The organism is Moritella yayanosii (assembly GCF_900465055.1).
Classification (GTDB): Bacteria; Pseudomonadota; Gammaproteobacteria; order Enterobacterales; family Moritellaceae; genus Moritella; species Moritella yayanosii.
Window position 1 is genome coordinate 1937704 of sequence record NZ_LS483250.1, and the last position, 19269, is coordinate 1956972.

Here is a 19269-nt window from a genome sequence, read left to right on the forward strand (position 1 = left end):
TTATGAAACATAGCCCAGTCGCCAATATTGAATTTATTAAACAAGTCAATACCGCCTCTGTTTATCGCCTTATCGATGAACAGAAACAAATTTCACGTGTTGATTTAGCAAAACTTAGCGAGCTAGCGCCTGCAAGTATTACTAAAATGACACGTCAATTAATGGCGGCGGGGTTAATTAAAGAAGTTGCACAACAAGCCTCTACGGGTGGTCGACCGGCCATCTCACTCACCTGTGAAATAGATCCGTTCATCTTTTTAAGTTGTAAACTGGGTCGTAATAATTTAACCATCGCCTTGCATGACATTGCAGGCACTAAGCTGACCGATTACCGAGTCGCTTTAGACTCAGATCCCAACAACGATGTGGTCCCGTTTTTATTAGCACAAATAACTGACTTCATTAGCGCTAATATTAACCCTGATAAACAACATCTGATCGCTATTGCGGTAACATCACCCGGCTTGATCGACCGTGAATCAGGCACCATTGTATATCTACCAAAACACAATCTAAAAGATATTCCACTCGCTAAACTGTTAACCGAAGAATTTAACGTGCCAGCGTATATTGCTAACCACACCCAAGCTTTATCATTAGCAGAGTTATACTTTGGTGCTGCGCAAGATTGCCAAGACAGCGTATTATTGTCGGTGCATGATGGTGTCGGTTCCGGCATTATTAATAACGGTAAAATCTTTACTAACTACAATAACCAAGTTGGTGAAATCGGTCATATTCGTATTGATCCACTGGGCTTACCTTGTCACTGTGGCAGTCATGGTTGTTTAGAGACTATTGCCTCTAATGAAGCTATCCTGAAACAGATCAAGGGGTTAATTAAGCAAGGTCATGAAACCTGTCTCTCGCCCGAAAACTTGACCATCGAAGCGATTTGTACTGCTGCAAATAACGGTGATGAATTAGCGGTACAGGTACTGCTACGGGTGAGTAAATTACTCGGTCAAGCAATTGCAATCATAGTTAACTTGTTTAACCCACAGAAAGTCTTAATCAAAGGTGAGATCGTGGCTGCAAAGGCACTCATTTTTCCGATGATAGAGCACACGGTCCAACAACATGCTTTAGGTAGTTTCGTGCCAAACTTGGTGATTAATGAAGCTAAATTTCAGAATGAGCCATCAATGGCTGGTGTTGCGCTAGTCCGCAAAGCACTATTAGAAGGTAGCCTACTGAACTATATTATTCATGAGCATGACGCTTAGTTGAGTGATTGTATCCAAGCGACTTCAATGCGTTTGGGTTGCCCTGCCACTGCTTAGTTATCATTTTTATTTTTGTTTGTTATAATCAGACCAATTCAGCCACGCTGACAACCCTTTTAAATTATTGCTAATGAGTATTGATATGCATTTCGATGACAATATCCGCCTGGTTTTCTCCACCGAAAGCGGCCGTATTAAAGAAGAAAAACAAGTTGAAACGGCACCTAAAGGTGATGGCATAGTGCGTATTCGCCGCGAAACCAAAGGTCGTAAAGGTAAAGGCGCGACAACAATTAGCGGTCTCGAATTACCCGAAAAAGAATTAAAAGCACTCGCCAAAGAATTGAAAAAGAAAAGCGGTGTTGGCGGCAGTGTGAAAGATTTCATCATCGAAATCCAAGGTGATCAGCGAGATATAGCCAAAGCATTTTTAGAGAACAAAGGCTATACCGTAAAACTCGCGGGCGGTTAATCGCAGTGTTCTGATTGAAAAAAATTATGTGCTATACGTCATAGCACATTGATAATGTCATTATGCTAGTTTCCCAGTGGCTGGGGATATCAATTTGGCATTGCGTTATATCTATATTCGCCCATCAAAATAATACCTTCGCCCCTGCGTTGTACCGGGCTACTCTGGCTCCAACTGGCTATTACTACAACCAACTAAAAAACTAAGCATAACGATGACCACCATAAATTTTTTCATCATTTATTCCTCATGTGATAACTGATATAAATCAGCGATAAATTAATTGTAGTTCCCCTCTTACGAATAGTCACATCAGCACTAAACTGGCCATCACTTTAAACACTTGTTATTTATCTCAAATCAAGGCAACATGACTAGGTCAACAGTGATCATACTATCCTGTTCGATATAATTCTCAGGGCGGGGTGTAATTCCCCACCGGCGGTAATAATAAGGTATAAGATTCATTAAGATGCAATCGTAATCCTATTTCAGCCCGCGAGCGCCTAAGCTATCTATTATTAATACAGTTATTTGATTGATAAAATAACCTGATTTAATAAAGTCATCGCTTAGGGTCAGCAGATCTGGTGAATGCTATGCCTCATAGCCTAGTCCAGAGCCGACGGTAATGAACATATTCATCGAGTATGTCGAAGTCCGGATGAGAGAGAATGTAAGATGCGTTAACGTCTACCTTGGTCGATGGTTAATCACGCACCTCAAATTCTGCACGCCCTGATTCTGGAACCCAATATTTTATATAGTTGTATATTAAGGATTTAAACCATGAATCAGTCTTTACTTTCCCCTTTTGGCGATGCGATCACGCGAGTTGAAACCGCACTAACAGCATTACGTTTAGGCAAAGGGGTTTTAGTTGTTGATGATGAAGACCGCGAAAATGAAGGCGATATGGTGTATGCCGCAGAGTCATTAACCAATGCACAAATGGCATTACTGATCCGCGAAGGCAGTGGTATCGTGTGTGTTTGTTTACCTGACGAGCGGGTTAAACAGTTAGCACTGGCACCTATGGTCGAGAACAACTCAAGCCAATACGGCACTGCGTTTACTGTCAGTATTGAAGCCGCTGTGGGGGTTACAACGGGCGTATCAGCCGCAGACCGTGTGACTACCATTAAAGCCGCTATTGCAGATGGCGCTGTACCTAGCGATCTGGCCCGTCCAGGGCATGTTTACCCGCTACGCGCACAACCGGGTGGTGTATTAACCCGTCGCGGCCATACCGAAGGCACTATCGATTTAATGAAACTAGCCGGGCTAAAACCCGCTGGGGTATTGTGTGAAGTAACCAATCCAGACGGTACCATGGCGCGTTTACCTGAGATCATCACTTTTGGTGAAAAGCACGATTTACCGGTATTAGCCATTGAAGATATTGTGACTTATCGTAATGCACTGTTAGAACAAGTAAGTTAATAGTTAAATCAAGTAGATTAACCAATAAGGGCACACAAGAATACTTGCTGTGCCCTCTTCATTTAATAACCATATTGGTATTACATCACCCTGTTATCAGTTAAACGTATGCGAACCTGGTTCACCGGCCGATAAACTAATCTCTATTAGCTGGTCAACAGGATCTGGTATCGTTAAACCATCAAACTGTACCGGATCATCCGCAACCGCACTACAGCTAAACGCTAAAGTATAATCACCCGCTGGAAGGAAACCAAATGCGAAATCATTAACGTCATCGAGACCAGTTGACGCATATGGCGCGATGAAACCAGCTGCAGGCGAATTCATATGGTTAAAATCAGCGTCTAACAGATCAACGTTATCAACCAGATCATCAGCATCTAACTCTTTACCTTGATATAAATAGACAAAATGGCCTGTTGCAACACAACTATCTGCGGCAAATAAACTCTCATCCACACTGCCACTCAGCGAAGCTGCACCATCATTATCAATAATCGTCACTCCATGTGGTTTAAGGTTATAACCACTATTGTTATTATTATTACCACGTAATACTAGAGATTGGCGTAAATCGAATTCAATAGTAAATGCCTGCACAGCTTCATCAGTAACGGTAAAACCACCTAATTTTAATTTATTACTGGGTTGTTTTAAATCTTCTTGTACGCCAAGAGCATCTGTTTTGATCACATAGTTTAGATCTTGATCAGGTTTAATATGGATGATGAGGTTTTTATATTCACCAGTACGTAATGCTATATCACTAATGATCAATGCCGATTGAGTGTCGGGATACTCTAATAAGTTAATTTGTTCATAACCTGCTATATCATGAAAAGTACGTTCGCCGTCAGCATGAATAAACTCAAGCCGATCAAAAGCAATAACCACAGCTGATAACCCTTCAACTGGTGCATCAGAAACCGAAAAATCAACCCTAGGATGCGGATTAGAATCGCTATCACTACAGGCTGTGAGGAATAAAGGAAGAGAGGCTGTTAACAGAACTTTAGCTAATTTCACACACATCACCGTCTATAAATCAATTGTAAATTAACTATAGACCTTAGTGTGACGAATATCTCATAGTAACAGTCATCGCCGTTGCATAGCCCGTTACCTAATCCTCTACATGGTCCGTCTAATTAACGTCACACTCGACATATTCAATAAACGCCAGCAACTAAGCAAACCAATCAGGCCGACAAAGATCGCGCCTGCACCTATCCCTAACAGCCAATACTCAAAGTGGAAAGTACCCGGCATCTCAAAGATACGGCTTTGTAAAATATACACGCCCAGCTCCATGGCAATACTTGCCATTAACCCAGCCAGTGCGCCCAAAGCCACAAATTCAAACAACACACTATTACGCAGTAAGCGGCCACTCGCGCCAAGCGTACGTAAAATAGCGAGTTCACGCTCACGTTCTTCCATACTAGCTTGTACCTGTGCCACCAACACTAAGCTGCCCGCGAGTACCACCAGCACCAAAATAAACTCAATCGCAATCGACACCTGCCCTATCACGCTTCTTAATTGGGTAATAATGGCATCCACATCAATCAAGGTAATGGTTGGATATTGCGTTAAGAAATCCTGTAATGCATCTTTCGCATCGTCCGGCACATATAACGAGGAAATATAGGTCGCAGGGAAGTCCGCCAGCACATGTTGGTTGAAGATCATGTAAAAGTTAGGCTGCAGCGTTTGCCAGTTCACGTTACGAATACTGCTCACCAGCACGACTACTTCTTCACTGCCCAACTGGAAGGTTAAGTTATCCCCGACCGCGACATCTAACTTATCTGCTAATGTCGATTCGATAGACACTAACGCGCGGGTGTCTTCTGGTTGCCACCAGCTGCCTGCAACTAAACTGTTTTCATAAGGTAATGCATCTCGCCACGTCAGGTTTAACTCACGCCCCACCCCACGACGACCATTATCAGCAGACTTGGTTTCTTCCTTGCTTACACGTTTGGTCACTTGGTCATCATTAATTTTGGTTAACCGACCGCGAACCACAGGAAAAAGACCACTGGATTCTATGCCTAACGCAGCCACAAAATTGTCCACTGGCTCGACTTGGCTAGCGCTAATATTGACTAAAAATCGGTTGGCACTGTTATCGGGCAATTGCTTCTGCCAATCATCAATCAGGCCATTCTTCATGACCACGATAATTAATAACAACTGAATAGCGATGGTAAAACTGATTAATTGCACCGCATTTTCATTAGCACGACGTTTTAAATTAGCTAATGCTAAATGCCATGACTTACCCGCCTTACTACCTGCAGAACGTCCTGCTGACATAAACAAGCGACCAATCACTAACAACACGAATGCTACCAGCATACCGCCAATTAATAACGCTGCACTGAGTACTGCATCTTGACTAAATAAATACAATAAAGTAAAAATAGCCAATAACGACGGTACAGGATTCATTAACCGCGTGAATAAACTGGTATTGGCACCATTATCACTGCCACGTAACAGGGTCATAGGCGAAGTGTTTACCAACTCTCTTAATGGCGTGATCGCAAACGCAACGGCGCAAATGATGCCGGTAACAATCGCGACTAAGAAAGGATAGGCCATATTTCCGGTGGTCGAGGTATCCAGATAATCGCGCATAGCATACAAGCCCATATTCAATATCAAATAACCCACAACCAGCCCTAAACTGATACTCAGTACACTGAGCAGCGACCAATGCAGACAATACAGCTTAGTCACATAACCCTTGGATGCGCCCATCGCTTTAAATACCGCGACCACGGATTGATGGCGCTGACTATAACGACGACTTGCCACCGCGACAGCAACAGATGCTAAAACAATACCGAGCATACTGGTTAATGATAAGTATTTATCCGCTTTGGTTAACGCTCTCGCTAAGGGTGAGTTTTGTGATTTGATATCATACCAACGTTGGTTATCAGTCAACTGTGGTTTAAACCATTGCTCAAATGCAGTGATATTGTCGGCTTCTCCGGCGAACAGGTATTTATAACTTAATCGGCTACCGGGTTGGATTAATTCTGTCTTCTGTATGTCTTGAGCATTAATAAACACCACAAGACCCGAACTAAACACACTAAAAGAGGCATCCGGTATTTGGGTAATAATCCCGGTGACTTTAAAACGCTTCACCCCAACCTCAATGCTATCGCCAAGCTTAATATCTAACTGCCTTAATCCCTTCGCCTCTAACCAAGCCTCGCCGGATTTGGGCGAGTTAGATGCTACCGCTTGCGTGGCATCTAACGACGGACTCACCAATAATTCACCGCGTAGTGGGTAATTGGCCGAAACGGCAGACAAGGCCGCGAGCGCCATCTTTTCGTCGGTAAACACCATGGATGACATTTGGATCTGCTGGGCTTGGATTAATTCTAAACTGGTCGCTTTGGCTAATACCGCAGGATCAATGACACTGCCGGTATCCAATACTCGGTCGGCCGCAATAAAAATACTACTCTCAGCCGTTAATGCTTGCTTAACCCGGCTAGAAAAACCAGACAAGGCAAATACCGCAGACACTGCCAGTACGATTGCCAGCAAGATAATAGTCAGTTCACCGCGCTTTAATTCGTGTTTTAATAAACGCAGGGAATGAATGCGCCAATAACTCATAATGACTCACTCAGCGGCTGTTTTGTGGCTGAAGGTTCGGTAACTACAGGGTTTTTAATTGAAGGCTCTGCCGCCACTGATTGTGTAAAGACAGCTTCTGTAACGACCGTCTCGGCAATTACTGGCGTAACATTGGCTTCACTTAGCTGGCCACTTTCCATGATCACTTGACGCTGACAACGCGCCGCTAATTTCGGATCATGGGTCACTAATATCAAGGTGGTACCCTGCTGCTTATTAATTTCAAACAACAAATCTGCAATGTGAGTTCCAGTTTTAGTGTCTAAGTTACCCGTTGGCTCATCGGCAAATAAAATATCTGGTTTAGAAATAAACGCACGCGCAATCGCCACACGCTGTTGCTCACCACCAGAAAGCTGTGACGGGAAATGCTCGGCTCTATCGACTAAGTCGACTTTGGCTAATAATTCTCGCGCTAATTGTTCAGCGTTATCCATACCTGCTAACTCTGCCGGTAACATGATATTTTCCAACGCGGTTAAACTATTGATTAATAAGAACTGCTGAAAAATAAACCCAACATGTTTCGCGCGAACCGCACTGCGTTGCTCTTCATTAAATTGGTGCAAGGGCTGATTTTTTAGAAAAACTTCACCGCTCGACGGTAAATCTAGCCCCGCTATAATAGACAATAGGGTAGACTTACCTGAGCCAGACGCGCCAACAATCGCTAATGAATCACCTGCTACCACAGTTAAATCCATCGGATATAAGATATCGAGGGTTTTAGCCTCTGTTTTAACTGATTTAGTTAAGGCACTTACTTTTAATATAACGTCGGAATTTAGCTTCATGTTTAAAAATGCCTTTAAAGTATTATTATTGATGGTTATCTTGTTATCTGCAGCACATGCCACAGCTAACCATAAAATTTTGTTATTGGGTGACAGCCTTAGTGCCAGTTATGGTATGACACAAAATGAAGGCTGGGTAACCCTGCTTAATCAACAGTTAGCCAAGCAAAATGCCCCGTATAACATTATCAATGCCAGTATCAGTGGTGAGACTACCGCAGGCGGCCTGTCTCGCTTACCGGGAATTTTGGCTAAGCAATCAATTGATGCACTGATCATCGAACTCGGTGGTAATGACGGTTTACGTGGTTTTCCGCCTAAGTTAATCAAAAGTAACCTGACGCAAATGGTTGATCTCGCACACGCGCAGAATATTCCCGTGTATGTGATGAGTATTCGTATTCCACCTAATTATGGCCCACGCTACAGTAAAATGTTTACCGATGTATTTACCCAAGTTGGCAGTGAAAAAGACATTACCGTGTTGCCGTTTTTCATGGAAACGATCGCCGTAGATCCAAGCCTGATGCAAAATGACGGTATTCACCCCAACCGCACCGCCCAAGCTAAAATTGCCGATATCATGTCAAAGCAGCTAGCGGCTATTTATCAAGAACGAAACTAACCCCAACAATCTGTCACGAACAAGTCGGTTCCAAAACCTGCATGAACTGATGCTAAGACATACTGGTTTATCGCTATTACTCATCACTGAGTAACACATCAAGATAAACCAGTTTATATTGATGTGTCAGGGTAAGTTGCACAAATGCAGGTAAAGTACTGTCAGGATTAAAATAATCCCATTTGCTGATCGGTTATCAAATCAAAGCTCAAGCCAATAAATGGCAAGATACCATCGGCAATGGGTTTAATTTGTTTTTCAATATAATGTTCAAAATCCAAGACTGAATGTTGATGCTCGACCGCTTCAGGGCCATTCAGGGTGAGCACATAACTGATCCATGCTTTATGTTGATAACGTAACGGTTGCCCTAATTGACGATTTTTTTCATCGGCGGCGCGCGCTGCTTTTACGTGGGGCGGCACGTTTTTCACATATAGCGCTAATTCTTGGCGCAAACGTTTACGGTAAACCAGCTTGTCGTTAAATTCACCCGCTAAGGTTTTCTCGACAATTTCCAGCACGTAATCTTCGACCGCAATATTATGGAATACCCGATGGTATAACTCCATCTGGAACATCTTAGCTAAATCTGTCCAATCGGTGCGTACGGTTTCCAGCCCTTTAAAGATCAGCTTTTCCCCGTCTTTAGTATGCACTAATCCGGCATAACGTTTTTTACTGCCTTTATCCAAACCACGGATGGTGGGCATTAAGAACTTGTGATAATGCACTTCGTATTCAATATCTAAGAAACAATCGATATCGTAATCTTCACGTAATAGTTGCTGCCATTGTTGATTAATATACGCCGACAGTTCTGCACCCATGCGGTCGGCTTGTAAACCGCGATCAGCTGACGACCCACTATAACCGTCGGTAAATTTAGCCGCATCGAGTAATACAAACGTGGAATCGGTATCACCGTAAATCACTTTATATCCCTGCTCTTCGATCCACTTTGCTGTAGTTTGCATGATCTCTTGCCCACGCATGGTGATCGACGAGGCTAAACGGGTATCATAAAAACGACAACCTCCGGATCCTAATACCCCATAAAACGAATTCATTAAGATCTTAATGGCTTGCGAACGGGCGGCATCGTTGTCACGTTTGGCTTGATCACGCTGCGCCCACAGTTCGGTAATAATATCGGGCAAGTAATGTTTATTCCGATCAAACAACCCACCACGAAATCCGGGGATTGCTTCAGTTGGGTTTTGCACGCCTTCTAACAGTCCCACTGGATCAATTTTGAACGTGCGGATAATCGACGGATACAGACTCTTAAAATCCAGTACGATCACGTGATCATACAAACCCGGGAAGGAGTCCATCACATAACCGCCAGGGCTTGCCATTACCCCACTCTCACGTAGATTAGGGGCGATATAACCAGCGCGGTGTAACTTAGGCAGATACACATTGGTGAACGCCATTACCGAGCCACCGTTACGATCTAATTCTAATCCGGTTAACTGCGAGCGTAATAACAAGAAATCCAACAATCGGGTTTTAACAAAAATATCCCACACTAATACGCAATCTTGCAGGTTGTATTTTGCTAGCTTGACCTTGTTAAAATGAAAGTCGTGGTTGATCTGTTCCATGCGATTATCAACATCATCAGTATCTTTACCAACACCGAGTATTTCTTGCGCCACATTTTCTAAACTAAAGCTGGGGAAGTTATAGGTGGCGGTTTTTAGACTATCAATGCCATCAACCACTACCCGACCATGTAAGGTTAAAAAGCCTTGTTGTTGTGGGGTCCGGCCGTCACGCCAATGCAGGTTTTGACCACCGCGACCCAGCGCTAATTTAAGGTTATGGAATGTGGCACGTTGGGCTAATAAACGGAAATCAAAGTTAATCACGTTCCAGCCAATAAAGATGTCGGGATCATAACTGATCACAAAGGCTTGCAATGCCAGTAATAAACTTTTTTCGTCAGCAACCCAATGGATTAACAGCTCGCTTTCGGGATCTTGCGCTACGTCTTTCTCAGGTGCTTCGCCAATCATGTATACCCGTTTAAAAGGCTGGCCGTCAGGGCAATAAGCAGGGCTAAATGAATACAAACCAATAGCGTACAGTTCACCGTGTTCTGAGCATTCTATATCCAATGAGATCTGTTTAATTTTGTCAACTAAGTTGTCTGGTAATGCCGCAGGTTTAAGCTGTGCTTGTTGCAATTCAACATACCCTTTGCGTTGCACTGGCGTACCCGTGAACTCAACCGCCCCTTTAACAAACCGCTCCATTAAGTAACGTTCTGCTGGGCGAATGTCTGCTTCTAAAACCGTGACCAGCTTACGTCTCAATAACTCTTGTGCACGGTGAAAGTCATGCGAGGTGCGGAAATAAAAGGCACTCATGAATTCTAAATCAAAACTGCGCATTTTCAGATCTTTATAAGTAAAACGCGGGTTCAATTCACTTAAACAAGCTAAGGCTGTGGTCAGTTGATCTTGAGGAATGAACATCACCAGCGGTTGGGTTGCTGGGATCAATTTAACCGCACCCATTTCAGATGCTAACCAGTAACTTAATTCATTGTACCCATTACGATCACGGCTATGGCGCGATAATAAAAAACCCAGATATGTAGCTGACAAAATTAACCAGAAAAAGTAGTTTAAGACTGGTTAAGTGTACAGCATTTTTAGAAGCGTGAAAATATTTACACAAAGACGTAATCGGATATCATAATTTGTTGATTGTATGTTATAAAGCTTACTATGAAAAATCAATAACTTTAGATTAAATCGATAAGAGAATACGCCTGTGATCACAACCCTTAAACCTTTCATATTACTGCTCATTAGTGGCTTCTTGCTCATGCTTGGTTATGGTTTGAGTAATATCCTATTGCCTGTACGCATGCAACATGACGGTATCAGCGTCGAGAACATAGGTATCATCTTATCTATGCTGTCAGTGGGCTTCTTACTGGGTGCTATCTATAGTCGCACGCTATTACAACGGGTTGGTCACATTCGCATATTTGCCATGTGCGGTAGCTTAACCTCGGTGGCTATCTTACTTTCAGGTCTGTATCCAGAACCATTAATGCTAGCCGCGATGCGCATACTGACTGGGTTTTGCATCGCCTGTGCCAACGCCACACTCGATAGCTGGTTAAGTCATAGCGCCACAGAAGAAAACCGTGGACGAATATTATCGATTAACCAGATGATGATCATGTCTGCGCTATTCTCTGGGCAATTTTTGTTAAACGTGGCACCCGTCACCGATGTCACCTTGTTTGTTATCTCCGGTATTCTGTTTAGTCTTTCTATCACCCCTATTGTCATCAGCAAGCAACAAGGTCCGCAGATTGAAGACAGTCAGTCCATGTCCTTAATGACCATTATAAAACTGTCACCACTCGGGGTGATCTGTTGTTTTTATGGCGGGTTTCTATATGCCGGTTTAGTCAACATGTTGCCTATCTTTGCCAGTGATAATGGTATTCAAGGTTTCAATTTATCCATCTTCATGGGGGCATCTATCTTTGGCGCCATCGTTTTTCAATATCCAATAGCCTATTTATCCGACCGTTTTGACCGTCGTAAAACCATGATTGGTATGGTGTTAACCATTGCTGTGTTGTCTTTATTGGTACCGCAACTGATTAATTCATCGCAATTTAATCTCACTTTGTTAACGATTTCTGTCGTGATGGGGCTAACTGCTTGCCTCTACCCTATAAGCATGGCAGAAACCTTCGATAAAGTATTAAGAGAGCAGATCCTTGCGGCAATGGGCGCCTTGCTAGTCATTTACGCACTGGGCAGTATTCTGGGACCCAATCTCGCGGCTATCGTCATGGACATGTTTGGCAGTGCCGCATTATTTGCATTTATTAGCATCACGGCCATGACGTTACTGGCGTTGATCATTGGTAATATGTTCAAGCAGCCAGCATTACCGCGCGATGCACAAGAAAACTTCATCATGCAAACCCCATCTGGAGTGGCATCAGAACTGGATCCTCGAACTCAATATGCCCAACCTTCTTTTGAACAAACCTCAGAAGTCGAAGTAGCGATAAGTTTAGCCGCTAAAAACCCAGCCGCAGCGGTCAACATGGCAAAATCATTGGCGATACGCGATCCGAATAATGCCTCAAACCTAGCCGCAGCATTAAGTACCATTGATGAAATTGATATCAGTCGACTGTATCAATCGATCACCGCTGCCGCACCCGAAATGAGCATTCATATTGCCGAAGCATTAACCAATGCATCGCCTGAACAAGCGGATGAATTAGTTGACTGGATCACCACCGAATATCCAGACCAATTTACTAATATTGTGGTTGCCATTGCTAACTCAATGCCAGACAACGGCATTGATATGATTGAATTAGCAGCCGAGAATATGGTTGAAGAATACCCTGAAGAATTATTAGAAATGACCGACCAATACATGACTAATCTATCTAACTTGTTAGATGAAATGCGTCCTGTTGATCGTACTGCAGCTGCGTCTGAACAGACCGCAGCTGAGCTGTATAGCCGTTTAACCGATGTATCGCCAGAGCAGTCTGCCGAGTTAGCCTTAGCGGTATCTGAAGCCTTACCAGAGTCATCGAACGTAGTGGCCGAGGCCTATGTGACAAATCTTATCGAAGCAGAGCAAGCAACACCCGGGGATACCACCGCTAATATTGAAACGGCGGTCAATGAATACGTCACTCAAATTGCTGACACTATTCCGGAATACGCCGTTGATATTGCCAGTACCATGATTGGTTCTGTCCCAGACATCGCTTCAGACATGGTCGAGATCTTACAATGTTCTGATGTGTTCGATGACAGTGATTTGAGTATGTCGATCAAGGATAAACCAGAGCATGATGCGCTAGAAGCACAATTGCAATACGCAGTACAGACGCAAGCAGATGAGATGGATAAGAATAGTTAATAACTAGAGTTAAAACAGACTAAAAAAGAGTTGATACCGAAATAAAAAACACTAACCAAACACAATGTATTTGGTTAGTGTTAGCTTAACATTACAAATTAAAACAACGCGTCATTCAGCCATAAATGGCAAAGAATCGACGCGATGTAACCCAGTGCAATCACGGGCGTCCAACGTAAGTGTCCTGCAAACGTATACAGTCCACGTGCTTGACCCATCAGCGCCACACCAGCGGCAGAACCGATAGACAGTAAACTACCGCCCACGCCCGCTGTTAACGTCACTAATAACCATTGCCCCAGTGACATATCAGGTTGCATGCTTAATACCGCAAACATCACCGGAATATTATCCACAACCGCCGATAACAGACCGATTGTAACGTTGGCAACCGTGGTGTCCCACGTGCCGTACATGATGCCAGAAGCCAGACTGAGATAACCCATAAAGCCTAAACCGCCCACACACATGATCACGCCGTAGAAGAATAACAAGGTATCCCATTCGGCTTTAGCAACCTTGCTGAAAACATCAAATGGCACGACACTACCGAGCTGTTCTAAGGTTTTTTCATCATTCGCTAATTCAGCTTTCGCACGTTTACGCTCTAACGAGATTGGCAGCGTTTTACGCAAGAAGTAACCGAAGAATTGCAGATAACCCAGACCTGTCATCATGCCTAATACTGGTGGCATGTGTAACACGCTGTGCGCCGCAACCGCAGATGCAACAGTCAACAGGAATAACAACACAATACGTTTGGCTCCACGCTTGGTATGTACTGCTTCTTTTACACCAGATAACTTGGCATTTTTAGGAATGAAGAACGTCATGATCGTCGCAGGTACGATGAAGTTAACCACCGATGGTAAGAATAACGCAGCGAACTCATTAAATTCAACCATGCCCTTTTGCCATACCATCAGGGTTGTAATATCACCAAATGGGCTGAACGCACCACCCGCATTCGCGGCAACTACGATATTAATACAAGCAAGGTTAATAAACTTCTTGTCTTCCCCTGCCACTTTCATTACCACCGCACACATAAGCAGAGCCGTGGTTAAGTTATCGGCAATCGGTGAGATAAAGAATGCGAGAATACCGGTTAGCCAAAATAAGCCCCTCAGATCGAGACCTTTACCTAACATCCAACTGCGCAGTGCATCAAATAACTGACGCTCTTCCATCGCATTGATATAAGTCATCGCAACCAGTAAGAACAGCAATAGTTCGGCATACTCTAACAGGTTATGCCTAAATGCGGCCTCGGCTATATCTGACATGCCTAAGCTAGCATAGTGCCAACCAATCAGCGACCAAATAATACCCGCCGCCACCAGCACAGGTTTTGATTTTCGTAAATGTAAGTGCTCTTCCGCCATTACCAGCAAGTATGCGCAGGTAAAGATAATTACAGCAAAATAGCCTATTCGGGACGTAGTGAGATCAACGATTTCCCCACTGCCACCGGATGCAAACGCAAACGTTGCAGGTGCCAATCCAAACAAAATAACTAAAATAAGCTTCATTGCCATGTTATGTGCCTTCCCTCTCCAAATGATAAAAACCTGTATAATGTATGTTAATAAATTGTTTTATGCTATTAGCAAAATCGATTTTGGTGAAGTAATTAATAATTCCCCAGTGGCTCGCAGCTAGCGATACATTAAACAACGCTGATTCAGACAATTGGTTCCTACGTCAAGATATTGTAGAAAAACCAACCTGTTCTAGCCAAAAAAGAGTAGTTTTCTGATTTTATTAAGCCAGAACACCTTTCTTTTTATATCCGTTTTTATTATATTGCTAAGTTCTCCTAATCAACTGTAAGCTATTCAATACAAATGACTCAAGATCTTAAAATACTGCGGTTGATAAAAATAATTCCCCCTATCATTGTCATTATCTTCGCTAGCTTGGTTAACGTGATTATTATTAGCAATAATCGAGCAACACTGAAAGATGATATAAAAACACTTCGCCAAGATTTTATAAAAACAGAAAAAGAGTTAGTAACGTCTCAGGTTAAGCAGCTTGTTCAGCAAATAAATTACGAAAAAAACAGTACTAGAGCCTTATTAAAAAAAGAAATTAAAGCACGTGTGTATCAGGCCCATCGCATTGCTACGACCATTTATGAAGCAAATAAACATAAATCCGAAGTCCAAGTAACTAAATTAATTACCGACGCCTTGAGAAGTATTCGCTTTAACCAAGGACGTGGTTATTATTTCATTTATAAAACCAATGGTCTTAATATCATGCACTCGACACTGCCTGTAATCGAGGGAACTTCAAAGTGGGATTATCAGGATATAAAGGGGAACTACGTTGTCCGTAACATGGGACAGTTAGCGAAAAGTAAGGGCGAAGGTTTCTCCCGATGGTGGTTTGAAAAACCACAGAACAAAAATAAAGATTTTGAAAAAATTGGTTTTAGTAAACATTTTTCACCTTATGATTGGTTCATCGGTACAGGTGAATATGTAATAGATGTAGAAAATGACATTAAACAACGTCTATTACAGCGCATTTCACAGATAGATTATGGCACCAATCGTTATATTTTTGTTATCGATTATCAAGGTAACTATTTAACGCATTACACAAAAGACCACAAAAAAAATAGCAACCCTAACAATCAATCACTTAAAACAATTAAGAGCATTATAGATGTGGCTAAGCAGGGGGAGGACTACCTGTATTATACCAGTGCAGTGATGCCAAGCACCGCTAAACCCGCAGATAAAATTAGCTATATTGTCGGGTTATCAGACTGGGAATGGGCAATCGGCTCAGGGGTCTATATTAGCGAAATAGAAAATTACCTTACCACACGTGAAAAAGTGATTAGCCAACAACATAAGGATCAGTTATCCGACATTTTATGGCTAAGTTTATTCGTCACTTTATTTTTTGTTACCTTGTCGCTTTTCTTAGCTAATTATTTAGGCCGTCGTTTTGCCTTGTACGAAAAACAAATTAGCACCGATTTTTCTGAATTAAATAAAGTTAAAGAGCAATTGCAATATCAAGCATTACACGATTCGTTGACGAAACTGCCAAACCGAATATTACTCGATATTCAAATAGAACAAGGCATTGCTCTCTCAAAGAAAAACAATAATAAATTAGCACTGATGTTTGTCGATCTCGATGATTTTAAGAAAATAAATGATCTATATGGTCATTCTGTTGGCGATCAATTACTCGCGAGACTCGGCACTATATTTAATCAGATGTTATCTGCAGGTGACAGTGTAGCTCGTTTTGGTGGCGACGAATTTATTTTTTGCTTCCCAGAGCTAGACAATTTGGCCGATGCAGAGAGAAAAGCAAAACGCATATCCGAGATCTTCAAACAACACTTTGTTATTAATGGTAAATCAATTTACTCCAGTTGCAGTATCGGTGTAGCTATGTATCCAGATGATGGTGATGCCAGCGAGCAGCTAATTAGTAAGGCTGATATCGTCCTGTATAAATCAAAATCACAGCAAAAGGGCCACTTTTTATTTTTTAATGACACTATCAATACCCAAGTACAACGTGATCTATTACTCGAATCTGAATTACATTTAGCGATAGCGAATAATGAACTAGATGTGCTTTATCAGCCACAAATTAATGCTGCCACAGGACTGATTTACGGCGTTGAAGCATTAGTGCGTTGGTACAATCCCAAACTTGGACATGTTTCACCTGTAGAGTTTATTCAAGTGGCTGAAGATGTGGGTATAATCAACGACATCGGTAATTTTGTCATTAAAAAATCGTTACAAGATATTTTACAGTTTAATAATTGCAGCAATACTCAATTGCACCTATCCATTAATATTTCACCTAAGCAATTGATGGAACCCGACTTTGTCAGCAATGTGATTAATCTCACTCATGAAATGGCCGTTGATAACCGCCTCGTTACGTTAGAGATCACAGAAAATGTGCTGATTAACGATTTAGCTAAAGTACAGCCCGTTTTGCAATCTATCCGCGACAGTGGGATGAAGTTGTCACTGGATGACTTTGGTACTGGCTACTCATCATTAAGCTACTTGAGCAACCTGCCAATCGATGAAATAAAAATTGATCGTTCATTTATTGATAAATTACTGACCAATGACCAAAGTGAATCGTTAGTAAAAACAATCATCGCCATTGGTCAATTCTGTGATTTAACGGTGATCGCCGAAGGGGTTGAAACAAAAGAGCAGTATGACCATCTTCGTCATTATCGTTGTGACTTAGTTCAAGGCTATTACTTTGACCGACCACTTTCATTGACGGCTCTCATGGCAAGTTATCAAACGAGTCGAATTAGTCATGAGGCATAAAAAAACGCGTTAACCCTGTATCCATTAGATAGCAAGGTTAACGCGTTAGCAGTAAAGTCTATTCTGTTATAACCAAAGCGTTGTACTTAAAACGTGTAATTAGATACGCGTACGTTTTTTCGCTTTAGGACTACGCAGTTTAGTTGGGCCTTTCCGACCCTTGTGGATCGGTATACCAGAACCCGTAGGCTTAGTACGACCTTTACCACGAGGTTCATTAGTTTCTTCAATTTCTTTACCCAATCGACCGCTTCTAGTCGGCTTTTGACGTGCGTCATTGTTTTTCAATGAACGACGGATACGGCCTTGACGAATACGTGTTTCTTTACGCTCTAAGCTACGCGCTGTTGTTTCTAGTGGTAATGAAACCAGGGTACGTAAATAGTTGATTTCTTCAAGTGCTAACTCTGACCAGCCACCACGTGGTAAACGGCGATCAAGTACTAAAGAACCATAACGGATACGGATAAGACGGCTTACCTGAATACCTTGAGATTCCCATAAACGACGTACTTCACGGTTACGACCTTCACTCAACAATACATTGTACCATTGGTTAAGACCTTCACCACCCGTACCAGCAGCAACACCTTTAATTTTTTGGAACTTGGCAGGACCGTCTTCTAGCTCAACACCCATACGCAGGTTTTGAATGATTTTTGGCGTTACTTCACCGAAAATCCGACAAGAATATTCACGTTCTACTTCGTGACTCGGGTGCATCAGACGGTTTGCTAGCTCACCATCTGTAGTAAAGAGTAATAAGCCCGATGTGTTGATATCGAGACGACCAATCGCGATCCAACGACCACTCTTAAGTGGCGGTAGACGATCAAATACAGTCTTACGACCTTCTGGATCTTTACGCGTACATAACTCACCTTCAGGCTTATGGTATGCAAGAATACGGCATACTGCGTCTTCTGCTTTGATCACGTTTACCGGATTACCGTCTAAACGTATTTTATCCGTTTCTTCAACACGGCTACCCAATGTCACAATTTCACCATTAACGCTGACACGGCCTTCTGCGATCACAGCTTCCATCTCACGACGGGAACCTAAACCAGCACGTGCTAGTACTTTCTGTAGCTTTTCACTCATCAGTTTTCCTAAATATTAAGTTACGATCTTATTTCGCAATTATAAAATGTTGTGCGTATTAAATATCTAACAATTTTCTTTTTTGAACCCGTTAAATATCTAACAATGTTTCTTCGTCCATAGCGGCTAATTTAGCCAATAACGTTTCGTCCAATGGGGGTAATTCTTGGATACTTTTAATGCCAAAGTAATCCAAGAATTGGGTTGTTGTCGCATACAAAGCCGGTCTACCCGGTACTTCTTTGCGGCCAATCACTTTGATCCATTCACGTTCTTCAAGCATATGGATCGTTTGGCTGCTCACAGCGACCCCACGAACTGCTTCAATGTCACCCCGACTCACGGGTTGACGATAAGCAATCAGTGCTAATGTTTCTAATGTCGCGCGCGAATATTTCGTCGGTTTATCTTGCAACATACGCTGCAGCCAAGGCGTTAAATGGGAACGCGCTTGAAAGCGATAACCACTGGCTACTTCCACCAGCTCGATACCTTTATCCTGATAATCGGCGCTTATTTCGGCAATATAGGTGGTCACTTGCTGACGGCTTAAATCTTCATTGGCAAGCACATCTCGGCATAAAGCCGCTAATGATAACGGTTTCTTAGCAACAAAAATAGCCGCTTCAATAATCTGTTTATAAGGTGTTGTATTCACACTCTG

General features: G+C 42.5%; 13 protein-coding genes and 1 riboswitch. Of the genes, 6 read left to right on the top strand and 7 right to left on the bottom strand.

The genetic code is table 11. The features are described 5' to 3' along the window. The first annotated feature begins 2 nt into the window (after window positions 1-2). The 3 genes from MORIYA_RS08795 (at window position 3) to ribB (ending at window position 3141) form a co-directional block, all read left to right on the top strand. Complete coding sequence (locus MORIYA_RS08795; protein ID WP_112714432.1) at window positions 3-1226, top strand: ROK family protein; 1224 nt, start codon at window positions 3-5, stop codon at window positions 1224-1226. A 142-nt stretch (window positions 1227-1368) separates the two neighbouring features. Further along, the gene (yciH, locus tag MORIYA_RS08800; RefSeq protein ID WP_112714434.1) at window positions 1369-1698 is read left to right on the top strand and encodes a stress response translation initiation inhibitor YciH; all 330 of its coding nucleotides are present in this window, start codon (window positions 1369-1371) and stop codon (window positions 1696-1698) included. 407 nt (window positions 1699-2105) lie between these two features. Further along, window positions 2106-2378: riboswitch (FMN riboswitch) on the top strand. Window positions 2379-2487: 109 nt separating this feature from the next. Next, window positions 2488-3141 carry a 3,4-dihydroxy-2-butanone-4-phosphate synthase gene (gene ribB, locus MORIYA_RS08805; RefSeq protein WP_112714436.1) on the top strand — a complete coding sequence of 218 codons (654 nt, stop codon included), beginning with the start codon at window positions 2488-2490 and terminating at the stop codon, window positions 3139-3141. Window positions 3142-3237: 96 nt separating this feature from the next. On the opposite strand, the gene MORIYA_RS08810 is transcribed toward ribB, so the two are convergent. The 3 genes from MORIYA_RS08810 to MORIYA_RS08820 form a co-directional block, all read right to left on the bottom strand. Further along, window positions 3238-4176, bottom strand: coding sequence for a DUF4382 domain-containing protein (locus MORIYA_RS08810; protein WP_232011572.1), 939 nt, complete (start codon window positions 4174-4176; stop codon window positions 3238-3240). Between the two features lie 99 nt (window positions 4177-4275). Then, window positions 4276-6792, bottom strand: a complete 2517-nt coding sequence (locus MORIYA_RS08815; RefSeq protein WP_112714440.1) for an ABC transporter permease — start codon at window positions 6790-6792, stop codon at window positions 4276-4278. Continuing rightward, a complete protein-coding gene (locus MORIYA_RS08820; protein ID WP_112714442.1) occupies window positions 6789-7607 on the bottom strand; it encodes an ABC transporter ATP-binding protein in 819 nt (272 codons plus the stop codon). The genes MORIYA_RS08815 and MORIYA_RS08820 overlap by 4 nt, the downstream gene beginning before the upstream one ends. Between MORIYA_RS08820 and MORIYA_RS08825 the strand changes: the two genes are divergently transcribed. Next, window positions 7606-8232, top strand: coding sequence for an arylesterase (locus MORIYA_RS08825; RefSeq protein ID WP_112714444.1), 627 nt, complete (start codon window positions 7606-7608; stop codon window positions 8230-8232). The two genes, MORIYA_RS08820 and MORIYA_RS08825, sit on opposite strands and share 2 nt — an antisense overlap. A gap of 167 nt (window positions 8233-8399) precedes the next feature. Here MORIYA_RS08825 and MORIYA_RS08830 read toward each other — a convergent pair whose 3' ends face one another. Then, window positions 8400-10850: a DNA polymerase II gene (locus MORIYA_RS08830; RefSeq protein ID WP_112714446.1), complete on the bottom strand. Its 2451-nt coding sequence runs from the start codon at window positions 10848-10850 to the stop codon at window positions 8400-8402. 169 nt (window positions 10851-11019) lie between these two features. Here MORIYA_RS08830 and MORIYA_RS08835 point away from each other — a divergent pair, with 169 nt between their 5' ends. After that, on the top strand, window positions 11020-13164 hold the full coding sequence (locus tag MORIYA_RS08835; RefSeq protein WP_112714448.1) for an MFS transporter: 2145 nt from the start codon (window positions 11020-11022) through the stop codon (window positions 13162-13164). Between the two features lie 98 nt (window positions 13165-13262). Here the strand turns inward: MORIYA_RS08835 and nhaD are convergent, their stop codons facing one another. Further along, window positions 13263-14702 (bottom strand): sodium:proton antiporter NhaD, encoded by a 1440-nt coding sequence (gene nhaD, locus MORIYA_RS08840; RefSeq protein WP_112714450.1) that lies wholly within the window; start codon window positions 14700-14702, stop codon window positions 13263-13265. Between the two features lie 309 nt (window positions 14703-15011). Between nhaD and MORIYA_RS08845 the strand changes: the two genes are divergently transcribed. Beyond that, entirely contained in the window at window positions 15012-17501 is a 2490-nt protein-coding gene (locus MORIYA_RS08845; RefSeq protein ID WP_112714452.1) for a bifunctional diguanylate cyclase/phosphodiesterase, read from the top strand. A gap of 99 nt (window positions 17502-17600) precedes the next feature. On the opposite strand, the gene rluB is transcribed toward MORIYA_RS08845, so the two are convergent. Then, on the bottom strand, window positions 17601-18605 hold the full coding sequence (gene rluB, locus MORIYA_RS08850) for a 23S rRNA pseudouridine(2605) synthase RluB (RefSeq protein ID WP_112714454.1): 1005 nt from the start codon (window positions 18603-18605) through the stop codon (window positions 17601-17603). Between the two features lie 91 nt (window positions 18606-18696). After that, window positions 18697-19263 carry an SMC-Scp complex subunit ScpB gene (gene scpB, locus MORIYA_RS08855; protein WP_232011573.1) on the bottom strand — a complete coding sequence of 189 codons (567 nt, stop codon included), beginning with the start codon at window positions 19261-19263 and terminating at the stop codon, window positions 18697-18699. Window positions 19264-19269: the final 6 nt, after the last annotated feature.

What these genes read in the sequence shown, in the direction of transcription:
- MORIYA_RS08795 (WP_112714432.1), top strand. Translation starts at nt 3, where the DNA reads ATGAAACATAGCCCAGTCGCCAATATTGAATTTATTAAACAAGTCAAT.
- yciH (WP_112714434.1), top strand. Translation starts at nt 1,369, where the DNA reads ATGCATTTCGATGACAATATCCGCCTGGTTTTCTCCACCGAAAGCGGC.
- ribB (WP_112714436.1), top strand. Translation starts at nt 2,488, where the DNA reads ATGAATCAGTCTTTACTTTCCCCTTTTGGCGATGCGATCACGCGAGTT.
- MORIYA_RS08810 (WP_232011572.1), bottom strand. Translation starts at nt 4,176, where the DNA reads ATGTGTGTGAAATTAGCTAAAGTTCTGTTAACAGCCTCTCTTCCTTTA.
- MORIYA_RS08815 (WP_112714440.1), bottom strand. Translation starts at nt 6,792, where the DNA reads ATGAGTTATTGGCGCATTCATTCCCTGCGTTTATTAAAACACGAATTA.
- MORIYA_RS08825 (WP_112714444.1), top strand. Translation starts at nt 7,606, where the DNA reads ATGTTTAAAAATGCCTTTAAAGTATTATTATTGATGGTTATCTTGTTA.
- MORIYA_RS08820 (WP_112714442.1), bottom strand. Translation starts at nt 7,607, where the DNA reads ATGAAGCTAAATTCCGACGTTATATTAAAAGTAAGTGCCTTAACTAAA.
- nhaD (WP_112714450.1), bottom strand. Translation starts at nt 14,702, where the DNA reads ATGGCAATGAAGCTTATTTTAGTTATTTTGTTTGGATTGGCACCTGCA.
- MORIYA_RS08845 (WP_112714452.1), top strand. Translation starts at nt 15,012, where the DNA reads ATGACTCAAGATCTTAAAATACTGCGGTTGATAAAAATAATTCCCCCT.
- rluB (WP_112714454.1), bottom strand. Translation starts at nt 18,605, where the DNA reads ATGAGTGAAAAGCTACAGAAAGTACTAGCACGTGCTGGTTTAGGTTCC.